The sequence below is a fragment of the Chryseobacterium sp. GM_Chr_2 genome, from assembly GCF_026540445.1.
GTDB lineage: Bacteria > Bacteroidota > Bacteroidia > Flavobacteriales > Weeksellaceae > Chryseobacterium.
The window spans coordinates 415,384-428,983 of sequence record NZ_JALNUD010000002.1; the positions used below are offsets into that span (position 1 = coordinate 415,384).

The 13,600-nt window shown below is 37.4% G+C and carries 7 protein-coding genes; all 7 read left to right on the plus strand.

What is annotated here, in order from left to right; genetic code table 11:
* Window positions 1–149: 149 nt before the first annotated feature.
* The 7 genes from OXQ85_RS05145 (at window position 150) to OXQ85_RS05175 (ending at window position 13,413) form a co-directional block, all read left to right on the plus strand.
* Window positions 150–2,030, plus strand: coding sequence for a rhamnogalacturonan lyase (locus tag OXQ85_RS05145; RefSeq protein ID WP_267402742.1), 1,881 nt, complete (start codon window positions 150–152; stop codon window positions 2,028–2,030).
* A gap of 3 nt (window positions 2,031–2,033) precedes the next feature.
* Entirely contained in the window at window positions 2,034–2,810 is a 777-nt protein-coding gene (locus tag OXQ85_RS05150; protein ID WP_267402743.1) for an SGNH/GDSL hydrolase family protein, read from the plus strand.
* Between the two features lie 148 nt (window positions 2,811–2,958).
* Entirely contained in the window at window positions 2,959–4,107 is a 1,149-nt protein-coding gene (locus tag OXQ85_RS05155) for a glycoside hydrolase family 88 protein (protein ID WP_267402744.1), read from the plus strand.
* Window positions 4,108–4,511: 404 nt separating this feature from the next.
* Window positions 4,512–5,600, plus strand: coding sequence for an L-rhamnose/proton symporter RhaT (gene rhaT, locus OXQ85_RS05160; protein WP_267402745.1), 1,089 nt, complete (start codon window positions 4,512–4,514; stop codon window positions 5,598–5,600).
* 310 nt (window positions 5,601–5,910) lie between these two features.
* A complete protein-coding gene (locus OXQ85_RS05165; protein ID WP_267402746.1) occupies window positions 5,911–8,952 on the plus strand; it encodes a TonB-dependent receptor in 3,042 nt (1,013 codons plus the stop codon).
* 18 nt (window positions 8,953–8,970) lie between these two features.
* On the plus strand, window positions 8,971–11,046 hold the full coding sequence (locus OXQ85_RS05170) for a RagB/SusD family nutrient uptake outer membrane protein (RefSeq protein ID WP_267402747.1): 2,076 nt from the start codon (window positions 8,971–8,973) through the stop codon (window positions 11,044–11,046).
* Between the two features lie 264 nt (window positions 11,047–11,310).
* Window positions 11,311–13,413, plus strand: coding sequence for a bifunctional aldolase/short-chain dehydrogenase (locus OXQ85_RS05175; protein ID WP_267402748.1), 2,103 nt, complete (start codon window positions 11,311–11,313; stop codon window positions 13,411–13,413).
* Window positions 13,414–13,600 lie beyond the last annotated feature (187 nt).

Below are 13,600 nucleotides of genomic sequence, written 5' to 3' on the forward strand. Positions count from 1 at the left end.
CTATTATCAGTCCGTTCCTAACGGAACTATTTAAAATCCCAGCGGGATGTACTGTTAATAGAAAAAAGTGAAGACCATAAAAACAAGCTCCGTAGGAGCGACCTGTTGCTTCATCTTTTTTATAGAAAAAAATGAAAATAATGTGCATTATGAAAACTAAATACATATTCATTACATCCGCCATTTTTCTTTCGCAAACATTCTTTGCCCAAAGACAAATGGAATATCTGAAAAGAGGAATCGTTGCCATTCCTGCAGAATCGGGCGTTTTTGTAAGTTGGCGTTTGCTGGGAACGGAAGCTCAGAATACCCATTTCGATGTGTATCGCACAGAAAATAATCAGACCAAAAAGCTGAATGAAAAACCTTTGCTCAACGAAACCAATTTTTTAGATAAAACCGCTGATAAAGCGAAGAGTTACACCTATTTCGTAAAATCAAATACACAACATCAGGACGTTGACCAAGATTTTGCAAAATACACAGCGAATCAAAAACCTTATTTTTCAATTCCGCTGAAAACACCAGCTGGTTACACTCCAAATGACGTTTCAATTGCGGATTTAGATGGAGACGGCGAATACGAAATCATTCTTCATCAAACCGGAAGATCACACGACAATAGTCAGAAAGGAGAAACAGATCCGCCGATTATTCAGGCCTATAAACTGAACGGACAGTTTTTGTGGGAAATTAATTTAGGCAAAAACATTAGGGAAGGAGCACATTACACGCAGTTTTTGGTTTACGATTTAGACCAGGACGGAAAGGCGGAAATCGTAATGAAAACCGCCGATGGAAGCAAAGACGGAAAAGGAAAATATATTGGTGACCCAACGAAAAATTACGTCAACGAAAACGGAATGATTCTTTCCGGACCGGAATTCTTGACTGTTTTTGACGGACAAACGGGAGCGGAAATTAATACCGTAAATTATCAAGTTCCAAGATTTGCAGGAAGTTTAAATCCGACCAATGAAGAAATGACCGAAACTTGGGGCGACGCCAAAGGAAACCGCATCGACCGATTTTTGGGAGCAGTTGCTTACCTCGACGGAAAAACGCCAAGTGTAATTATGTCGAGAGGGTATTATACCAGAACTGCGATTGCTGCTTGGGATTATAAAGATAGAAAACTCAGTCTTCGATGGCTTTTTGATACAGAAAGTTCGGAAGAAAACAAACAATATCGCGGACAGGGAAATCACAATCTGAGTATTGCCGATGTCGATAATGATGGAAAAGATGAAATTATTTTCGGTGCAATGACGGTTGATGACAACGGAAAAGTTTTGAATAGTACAGGTTATGGTCACGGTGATGCTTTGCACGTCGGAGATTTAGACCCATCCAATCCGGGATTGGAAATTTTTGATATTCAAGAAAGGTTTGATGATGCGGGAGCACATTTTAGAGACGGAAAAACCGGAAAAGTTTTGTGGAAACTACCTTCTTTAATTTATAGTAAAGACAGCAAGTTTCAAGGTCCGGGAAGAGGTTTATCATTAAATATAGATCCTCGTTACGAAGGTTTCGAATCTTGGGCAGCCGGAGCGGGAGTGAAAGGACTTTACGATGCAAAAGGAAAGAAAATAGCAGAAAAAACTCCGGCTTGTAATATGGGAATCTATTGGGACGGCGATTTTTTAAGTGAAATTTTAGATGGAACAGTCGTTTCAAAATGGGACTGGAAAAAAGAAAAATCAAATGTCATATTTGATGCTAAAAATTTCCAGTGCGAATCAAATAACGGAACCAAGAAAAATCCTTCTTTGGTTGCCGATTTATTTGGAGATTGGAGAGAAGAATTGATTTACAGAACTGCAGATAATCAGGAATTGAGAATTTTCAGTACGACGATTCCTACGAAACATAGATTGTATACTTTGATGCATAATCCGCAGTATCGATTGAGTATTGTTTGGCAAAATGTAGGCTATAATCAACCGCCGCATACGGATTATTATTTAGATGAATCGGTGAAAGTTGTTCCTCAACCAAATATTGTAACTGTAAAATCTCAAAAATAAACTATGAAAATAAAATTCTTACTTCCGGCTATTGCTTTAATCGTAATGATTGCAGCTTCATTTCAAAAGATTCAAAACAAAACTGTTTTATACATTATTGGAGATTCCACCGTACAAAATGGCTCAGGAAAAGGAGCAGATTCACTTTGGGGATGGGGAAGTTTCATGGATATGTTTTTAAATACTGACAAAATTGAAATTCAGAATCACGCAAAAGGCGGACGAAGCAGCCGAACTTTTTTAACAGAAGGAAGATGGGATTCTATTATGAAAACCATTAAAAAAGGTGATTATGTTTTAATGCAGTTTGGTCATAATGATGGTGGAGAATTGGCAGATACGTTAAGAGCAAGGGGTACAATAAAAGGAATTGGGGAAGAATCAAAAGATATTTACAATCCCATCAGAAGGGTGAATGAAACGGTTTATACTTTTGGATATTACATGAGAAAATATGCGAATGAAGCGAAATCTAAAGGTGCCATTCCGATTATTGTTTCGCCAATTCCGAGAAATAAGTTTAATGAAAAAGGGAAAATTGAAAAAGATCAATACGGAGTCTGGGCTCAAGAAGTCGCAAGGCAAACCGGAGCTTATTTTTTAGATTTAAATACAATGGTCATCGAAAAATATGAAAAAATGGGCGCTGAAAAGGTAAATTCTTATTTTCCAAAAGATCATACCCACACCAACAAAGAAGGCGCAATTGTAAACGCAGAATTGGTAACAAAAGGTATTAAGCAGTTAAAAGGTTGCGACCTAAAAAAATATATTAAATAATGCTTTGCACGATATTGTAGAAATTTTTTCTGCTATCATTTGCTGAACAGAGTGCCCTTGCGATCACAAAAATATGCAGGATTTAATTAACAAAAACTTAGCGCTCGTAGCGTTTAAACAAATTAAAATAGAAAAATAATATATACTTATGAAAAAACTATTAACAGCAAGTTTTGTTGCTTTAATGCTCGGAGGTTTTTCCTCGTGTTCGGCACAAAAACAAAAGACGGCACTTCCCAATAAAAAAGAAGTTTTGGAAGTGGCAGAACGTGCCAACAAATATTTTATGGATAAATGGCCCGATACCAAAAAAGATATTGTTGGTAAAAAAGTCTGGCCGAGTAATTTGTGGACGAGAGCAGTTTATTATGAAGGGTTGATGGCTTTGTATTCAGTAGATAAGAAAAAGGAATATTACGACTACGCCATGTCGTGGGCAAATAACCACGATTGGAATTTACAGCGTGGAACGTATACAAGAAATGCTGATCATCAGGCTTGCGGACAAACGTATCTTGATCTTTACGAAATCGACGGTAGAAAAAATCCGGAAAGAATCAAAAACGTAAAAGCAGCAATGGATAGCATGATTGCCACAAAAAAAGTGGATGATTGGTGGTGGATTGATGCTTTACAGATGAGCATGCCTATTTTTACGAAATTAGGTAAAATCACTGGCGACCAAAAATATTTCGACAGAAACTACGAAATGTATGCTTATACGAAATACAAACATGGCGGAAATGGTTTGTACAATGCGAAGGATAAATTATGGTGGAGAGATAAAGATTTTGTTCCGCCTTACAAAGAACCGAATGGTGAAGATTGCTATTGGAGCCGCGGAAACGGTTGGGTAGTGGCTGCATTGGTGCGTACTTTGGAAGACACTCCAAAATCTGATTCTCATTATAAAGAATATTTGCAGGATTATAAAGACCTTTTATCAGCGGTGCTTCCGATTCAGAGAGAAGATGGTTTTTGGAATGTAAGCCTTCATGATCCAACGAATTACGGCGGAAAAGAAACGACGGGAACAGCACTTTTCGTTTACGGAATGGCTTATGGAATTAATAAAGGTTTGATTGATAAGAAAACATATCTTCCTGTTTTAATCAAGGCTTGGAATGCGATTGTAAAAGATTCTGTTCAGCCGAACGGATTTTTAGGCTGGGTTCAGGGTACTGGAAAAGAACCGAAGGATGGACAGCCTTTAGCGGTTGATAAAATCCCTGATTTTGAAGATTATGGATTGGGTTGTGTATTGCTTGCAGCAAGTGAAGTTTACAAGTTAAAATAAAGAGTTGGGTTTTAGCCCGATTTCAATATAAGATCTATCAAAAGGCTTTTGCCAAAGGGGATATTCAAACCTAACGGATTTTTTTAACCGTTAGGTTTTTTTATGCCTAAACAGACAGTTGATCGATAAAATTGGGGGAAGGTGAGCTTTTATAGAATCACCATTTTTCCGCTTAATAGGTTTCTATTTATAATTAAAACTCAAACCCAAGCCTTATTTTGGAAAATAGTTTTGAACTAAAATTGTTCAAAATTAATCATAACTCTTAATAGATCATTGATTTACAAATTAGATGTAAAACATAGGAAAAAATCTTATTTTTTCAAAAATTTAGGCATGACAGTACAAGATGCGCAATCGGTTCCATCTTGTTAATTTTCAAAATCAATCAAGAAGAATAAATTATGAATGCATTATTAGGAGTTATTTTCCATTTTTTAGGAGGTTTTTCTTCGGGCAGTTTTTATTTGCCTTACAAGAAAGTAAAAGGATGGCAATGGGAAACCTTTTGGTTGATTGGTGGCGTTTTTTCATGGATTATCGTTCCGCCGTTGGCCGCATTTCTTACCATTCCTAACTTTTGGGATATTATTCAGAATGAAAGTTCATCTATTTTAGGATTAACATTTATGTTCGGTGCCCTTTGGGGAATCGGCGGTTTTATGTACGGTTTGGGCGTTCGTTATCTTGGCGTAGCATTAGGAAGCAGCATTATGTTGGGGTTGACGATGGTGATCGGCTCACTTCTGCCTTCCATTTATTATGAATTTTCGCCACAGGAAGGTAAAGATAATATTGGTTTAATGCTTTCGAATTCTTGGGGACAATTTGTTTTATTAGGGCTTCTGGTTTGTGTTGTCGGCATTATCATCAGCGGAAAAGCCGGAGTAATGAAAGACAAAGAACTTCAGACAGAAGCTGTTGATCCTCATGGGATGGAGGTAAAAACGGAATATAAATTCGGTTTGGGACTTGTTGTAGCCATTATTTCAGGTGTTTTAAGTGCATGTTTTAATTTTGGTCTTGAGGCCGGAAAACCAATGGCAATTGTCGCTAATGATGCTTGGAAGCTTGCCAATCCGGGGCAGGGAGAATTCCTTTTCCAGAATAATGTAACGTATGTTGTTGTTCTTTGGGGTGGTATGGCGTCCAATCTTATCGGTTGTCTTTATTTATCATTTAAAAATAAATCTTACAGCGATTATACCAAAAAGAATGTTCCCTTTGTAAAGAATATTATTTTCTGTGCGCTTGCCGGAACCATGTGGTTTTTGCAGTTTTTCTTCTACGGAATGGGAGAAAGTAAAATGGGGAACGGCCCAAGTTCATGGATCTTGCACATGGCATTCATCATTTTAATTGCCAATTTGTGGGGGGTAATCATTAAAGAATGGAAAGGCGTCTCCAAGAAAACCATTTCTACCATTATGATTGGGATGGCGGTGATGTTTATTTCAATTCTGATTGTAGGATACGGAAATTCTTTACGATAAAATCTCAAAGAATACATAATCATTAATTTTTCACAATATTCATATAACATATAGTTTAAAATTCAAATTGAGTAAGGCAGTGATTTTTTCAGCTGCCTTTTTTGTCTTGAGCTAAGTAGTGTTGTGTTTTTTTATGTTTATTCTGAATTATATCATCAAATTATTATCAATTTTAAAATTTATCTAAAATATTTATAGCTAATTAAGTTAAATTATGAAAAATCGGATACAGGATATTGCAGGATGCAGGAAATGTGACAAGAATGTAACATTGTGATGCAATATTATAAATCCTTATAAAAACTAACATATGTCTTTAATAATTAAACATCAGAATATAAAGCGGATCGTGTTTCCTGCTTTTATGCTTTCAGCTAGTTTTGTCTGGGGGCAGAAAGGAGTAAATGATAGTGTGAAAACGAACACAAAAGATATTGATGAGGTAGTCATCATCGGTTATGGAAAAGTGAAGAAATCTGACCTTACCGGATCTGTTTCTTCAGTTTCAGCAAAAGATTTAGCAGCAACACCCGCTATGAATGCTTTACAGGCATTGCAGGGGCGAGCAGCAGGTTTGAATATCGTAACAGCAGGTGGAGCTCCCGGTGCGAGCGCTAACGTAACAATAAGAGGTGGTTCATCGATTACACAAAGTTCAGATCCATTGTATATTGTGGATGGTTTTCAGTTGGATAATGCCCTAAATGTGATCAATCCAAATGATATTGAAAGTATTGATGTGTTGAAAGGTGCTTCTGCCATTGCCATCTACGGAGCGCGTGGATCGAACGGTATTATCGTAATTAAGACCAAAAGTGGTAAGAAAGGAAGAACGGTGATTAATTACAATACGTTCATGTCTTTTGATATGCTTTCTAAGAAATTGGATATGATTTCTAGTTCGGAGCAGTTTGTGAAATATCAATATGAGTTAGCACAACTTCAAGGTAAAACAACACAATGGAGTAATGTTTTTGACAATAGTTTAGGGACAGATACACCAGGATTTAATGCCGGTGCTTTTAAGAGAATAGCCGATCGTTACGGTTCTGTAGCAGCACTAGACTGGCAGGAAAAGATGCTGGGAGGTACCGGACTAACCCAGAACCATAACCTGAATGTTTCTGTTGGAAGTGATAAAACACAGGCATTCATCAGTTATAATTACAATAAACAAGATGGTTTACTTCAGAATTCGAGTGAAACGAGAAACTCATTGAGAGCAAATATCAATTCAGAGTTATACAAAGGAGTAAGAGTAGATTTCAATACGATGTTTACAAATAATTCTGTAAATGGTGGCGGATCTTATTCTGGGATGAAAAAAATCTTGCTTCAACCGATTACAGGAGGAACTTTATTTACGGATGATCAATTGTTCAATACGCAGACTTTTCCTGATTATTCAGCATTAGATTCTGGTTTTGATACAGAAAATCCTTTCATAGAAACTCAGGCATCAACTTCCAATAAAAAAACAAGAACATTTGTTGCCAATGCAGGCATTGAGTTTGACTTTTTAAAAAACTTTACCTGGAGAACTGCGGGGCAATATAGCTGGACGAATAGTAAATCGACATCTTTTTCAGATCAGAATTCCCGAGCTTTTCTTACAGATCCTGTAAACACAGGAATCAACGGGAATATTGCTAATGCGGAAAGTTATCGTTATCAGATTACCAATACTTTAAATTATAATAAAACTTTCGGTGAGAAACATAAGGTAAATGCTTTGCTTGGAAATGAAATTTGGTATGAAGAATCGGAAGGAAGCAGCATGAGATTAATTAAATTTCCTTATCCGAATTTTGGTTTGGATGATATCGGAAACGCCACAGTCGCTGATAAAAATACAGACCGATCAAGCAATAGCTTACTTTCTTATTTCGCGCGTGTCAACTATAATTATGATAACCGTTATTTAATTACAGGAACATTCCGTGCTGATGGATCTTCCAAGTTTGCAGAAGGTTCTCGTTGGGGATATTTTCCTTCAGTAGCGGGTGCATGGCGTGTTTCTCAGGAAAATTTCTGGAAAGATCATAAAATCAATAATTACTTTAATGATTTTAAGTTAAGAGTAGAGTACGGGGTTACAGGAAATAACGGAATTTCTAATAATTTATGGAGAACCAATGTTTTACTGACGGATTATCCGATGAATAATACTCAAGGCTATCCTGCCTATGTTACCAGCACCAATTGGGGGAATCCTTATCTTCAGTGGGAAGAGTTGAGAACAACAAATATCGGGGTAGATATGGCATTTTTTAATAGCAGAATTAAATTAACTTCGGAATGGTATAACAACAACGTAAGCCAGATGTTATTTCAGTCGATAATACCAGTTTCTACAGGCTACTCCAGGCAATATCAAAATATTGGTTCGATGAGAAACAGAGGAATGGAATTTACGTTGAACACCATCAATGTTAAATCAAGCAATTTCCGATGGACTACCGATTTAAATATCTCTTTCAATAAATCAAAAGTAATGTCTCTTGAAAGTGGGCAGTTAAACAAAACGTTCAGTGTTGGAGGAAGCAGAACGGGAATGGTTACTTACTACGCAACGGTAGGAGAGCAGTTGGGGGATATGTATGGCTATGTTTATCAGGGAGTTTATACTACAGATGATTTTAATCAGAATGCAGACGGTACATTAAGCTTAAAACCAGGTGTGGTAAAACCTTCTTCAGGAACTCCGAAGCCAGGTGATATGAAGTTTGCGGCGGATAACGAAGCCGGAGATCAGTTTACCAGAAAAATGCAGAAGATCGGAAACGGAACTCCTGATTTTATCGGAGGAATTAGCAATAATTTCTCTTACAAAGGTTTTGATCTGGCAGTATTTATGAAGTTCAGTGTTGGAAATGATATTTACAATGCGACGAAGCAGAGTTTAAGTCCTTATGCGATGTTTCAGAACGTTCCTTCAGAATTCGGGAACAATTATTATCATTTAATTGATCCGAATACAGGTTTGGCAACAACAAATTTGGCAAGATTAAAAGAGCTGAATCCAAATGAAGCATCAAATCTTTGGAGCTTAAGTAATACCAATACAGCCAATATCGCTTATCCTTCATCTTATTATGTTGAAAATGGTTCTTATCTGAGAATTGCTCAGGTTACCTTAGGGTATTCTTTTGCTAAAGAATTTTTGAGCAAAGTAATGCTGTCTAATGCGCGTATCTATTTTACAGTGAATAATTTAGCGACGATTACGGGGTATTCAGGATATGATCCTGAAGTTACAGCGGCGAGCGGAGTAACCGTTACTCCGGGATATGATAGTTCAACCTATCCGCGTTCAAGAAGTTATGTTCTTGGTCTTAATTTAACTTTTTAACATTTAGCGATTTAAATCATGAAAAATATATATAATTCTCCAAGATTTTTAAGAAAATTAGTTATCCTGCCTTCTGTTTTTGTTGCTGTTTTATTTATGAATTCGTGCAGCGAGGATTTCTTAGATCAGCCAGCTTACAACTCATTGGATACGGAATCTGTATTTAATAATATTGATACTGCTGAAATGTACGTGCTCGGATGTTACAGAGGAGTAATTCCTACAGAAATGTATTATCAGCTGGGAGCGGGAGATACGGTGATTCATTCTTCAGAAGACGGATCTACCAATAATTCAAAATATAATATCTGTAACTATCAGTATGATGCATACACTCCGAATACAGTTACAGGAATTTACTCGGCAATGTATGCGGTGATTGAAAGAACCAATATCGCAGTGAGCGGATTGAGTAAAATGCCGGAAAGTACAAAACGAAATGTATTGATTGCTGAAGCAAAGGCTATTCGTGCATTTTGTTATTATAATTTAATCCGCGTATACGGGGATGTTCCTTCTGTTTTTAAACCTTTGGATGAAATGGATCCTAATGATCCAAGTACTTTATATCCAAAACGTTCTTCGCGTGACGGAATTTACGATCAGATTATTGGTGATCTTCAGGAAGCGGTAAATATTATTCCGAATTTTGCACAAAGTGGCTATGCAACCACAGAACGTTTAACTAAGCAAGGTGTTAGCGCTTTGTTGGCAAGAGTGGCTTTATATGCAGCGGGATATTCTCTTCGCTGGGATCTGAGTACCGGAAGCGGTGCTATGATGTCCCGTAGAAGCGATAATACAAGAGTTCAGCAATTGTATCAGATTGCGGATAATGCCTGTGCAACCATTATTAACGGCGGAACCAATTCTTTGGTGCAGGCTCAAAGTGGTAAAAGTGGCTTCGAGGCATTGTGGTACAATTTTGCTCAGAGAAAATTCTCCGTAACAAACACAGAAGTTCTATGGCAGATCGCTGAATATGGAGCTAATACCAATTCTGCCTTTGGAGTATATGCCAATGAAGGCTCTCGTGGAGGAACATACGGATCAAGAAAAGCATTGCAGTTTGTGCTTCCGAGTTATTATTTGTCATTCAATCAGGGAGATACGCGTAGAGATGTTTCCTGTACATCATACAGTGTTTATTTCTTGAATGGTGGTGCCGCAAGCGATACCTGGGTGAACGCTGGAACTACTTTCTCATGTATTATGGCTGGTAAATTCAGAATGGGATGGTGTGTGGCACCTCAGGCGGCCGATGCCCGTAATTTAAATATTCCAGTCTTAAGATATGCCGATGTTTTATTGATGTATGCTGAAACGCAAAACTACTTAAACGGAGGGCCAACCGCAGCAGGAAATGCCGCTTTAATGCAGGTGAGAAACCGTGCCGGAATTGGAAGTGCATCGCTTCCGTCTGGTCAGCAGGCTTATGAATCGGCGATTGTTCAGGAGCGTAAGTGGGAATTTGCAGGCGAGTTTAACCTTCGTACAGATTTGATCAGAATGAACCGTTTAGCTAGCGAAATTGAAGCCACAAAACAGGCAATGAAAAACTTATCAAACAAAGCCGGAGCCTATGCCAATACGCCTGTTTACCGTCTTTACAGACTTGAAAAAAACGCACAGATTTACGGAGATCCTTACTTGGCTTTAAAATATATTGATATTACAAATCCTACAGAGATTGCAACGATTACGAATGTTCCGACGAGTTCAGCTAATTATGCGACTTACCAGACAGCATTAAGAGCAATTGTAACGGCTCACGGTCAAACAACGACGACGGAAGAGAAATGGTATCCTACCAATATGTTCCAGGCTTATACGAGTACCTTCAATGGAAATGCAAGAAAAGCAGCAGGATTCTTAGCTGGGTTTAATCAGCTTCAGATTGGAAATATTATTTATACCAAGCCTACAGGTTCTGCTGAAAACGGCGGAGCTTATCCAAACTGGATCGAAGGCGGCGGCGATGGTCTTTTCTACGGATTTGTGCCTAATAAGACAGAATTGCTTCCTTTTGCGGCAGCTTCTGCAGGTCATCCGTTGATTGATAATCCTAATTTAACTCAGTTGCCTGGATATTAATTCAATATAATTTAAAATATTCATTAAATAATTGATGGCTGTATTTTTTACAGGTAAAATTTTAATGATAAAAATTAAACGCTTAATCACAAAATATTAATAACCAACAATCAAAATCAGGCTATTATAAAAGATAAATTCAATAAAAAATTATATAAACGTTAATTTATCCTTAATTCAGGCATTAAGCAGTATAGTACGGGATGCTGTACAAAATATAACAGTCTAATTTTGATTTAGAATTTTAGAAATATAAGATAAACAATGGAAAAAGTAAAAACATTCAAATACGTAGACTATTTGTGGGATGATGAAAAAGCAGCATCTTTCGGAGATGATCAGGTTGCTTTATTTTTATACCGTTCAAACATCTTGGGGGCAGACCTTAGAATCACCAATTACGGAGGCGGAAACACAAGTTGCAAAACCATCGAAAAAGATCCATTAACTAACGAAGAAGTGGAGGTAATGTGGGTGAAAGGTTCAGGTGGAGACATCGGAACGCTGACGAGAAAAGGAATTGCAGGTTTGTACACAGAAAGACTTCGTAACCTTAAAAATGTTTATCAAGGATTAGCTGACGAAGACAGAATGGTAGGTTTATTCAATCACTGTATCTTCGATTTAGATAGCAAAGCGCCTTCTATTGATACACCTCTTCATGGTTTACTTCCATTCAAACATATTGATCACCTTCATCCGGATGCTCTTATTGCAGTTGCTGCAGCGAAAGACAGTGAAGCGGTTACCAAGGAAATATGGGGTGATACAATGGGTTGGGTTCCTTGGCAAAAACCTGGTTTCGATTTAGGTTTGCAATTGGAAAAATGTTTAAACGATAATCCTGGAATCAGAGGAATTGTTTTGGGCAGCCACGGATTGTTCACTTGGGGAGATACTTCTTACGAATCTTATATCAACAGTTTAGAAGTGATCGAGATGGCTTCTGAATATATCGCTAAAAAAATCGAAGAAAAATGTCAGGTTTTTGGCGGACAAAAAGTAGAATCTCTTCCTGCTGACGAGCGTAAAAATAAAGCGGCTCAAATCATGCCTTTATTAAGAGGTTTGGCTTCTTCTGAAAACAGAATGGTTGGGCATTTCACAGACAGCGATGTCGTGTTGGAATACATCAACAGCAACGATTTGGAAAGATTGGCTCCGCTTGGAACGTCTTGCCCGGATCACTTTTTAAGAACTAAAATTCAACCTTTGGTGTTGACTTTAGATAAAAATGAAGATTTAACTGATTCTAAAGCTATTCTTGAAAAACTAAATCCTCTTTTCGAGCAATACAGACAAGAATACAAAGAATACTACGAAACGTGTAAACATCCAAACAGCCCTGCAATGCGTGATCCAAATCCTGTGATTATCATTTATCCGGGAGTGGGAATGTTCAGTTTCTCAAAAGATAAGCAGACAACGCGTGTTGCAAGTGAGTTTTATGTAAACGCAATCAATGTAATGCGTGGTGCAGAAGCGATTTCCGAATACACTTCATTACCAAGACAGGAAGCTTTTGATATCGAATATTGGTTGTTGGAAGAAGCGAAACTTCAAAGAATGCCAAAAGAAAAACCATTATCAAGAAAAATCGCTGTGGTAACCGGAGCCGGAGGCGGAATTGGACAGGCCATTGCTGATAAAATGGTTGCCGAAGGTGCCGTTGTGGTTTTCACAGATTTAAATCAGGAAGCGTTAGACGCGGTAACTTCCAAATACAATAAAGATCAGGCAGTTGGTGTTCTATGCGACGTTACGAGCGAAGAAGCAATTACCAATGCTTTCAAAGAAACAGTTTTGGCGTTCGGTGGAGTAGATATTATCGTACACTCAGCTGGTTTGGCGATTTCAAAATCTTTGGAAGATACAACAACAAAAGACTGGGATTTACTGGAAGATGTTTTGGTTAAAGGTCAGTTCTTAATGGTTAAAACAGGGGTTGAGATCGTTAAAAAGCAAGGTTTAGGCGGAGATATCGTAAACATTGCAAGTAAAAACGGATTAGTTGCCGGACCAAACAATGTAGCCTACGGAACTGCAAAAGCAGCGCAACAACACATGACAAGATTATTGGCAGCAGAATTGGCAGCAGATAAAATAAGAGTAAATGTTGTGAATCCTGACGGAGTAATCGTTGGAAGTAAAATCTGGGAAGGATCTTGGGCAGAAGGTCGCGCGAAAGCCAACGGAATTTCTGTAGAAGAGTTACCCGCATTTTACGCAAAAAGAAACTTGCTAAATGAAATTATCCTTCCTGAAGACATTGCTAACGGAGTTTTCGCTTGTGTTGCGATTTTGGATAAAAGTACAGGAAACATCATCAACGTAGACGGTGGAATGGCAAATGCTTTTCCGAGATAAATTTTAAAACAAATTATTTTAAATTGATGAATTTATTAAGAAGTTGAGCATTGTTAAGTTTAGCTTTGCTTTAAGATGTACACTTAAAAATCTATTTAATTTGTCTTAAAAAAACTTAACAACTTAAATGATCTTAATGGTTCAAATTCAGAATTTTTTAAATATTTATTCAATTTAAAAATGTAAA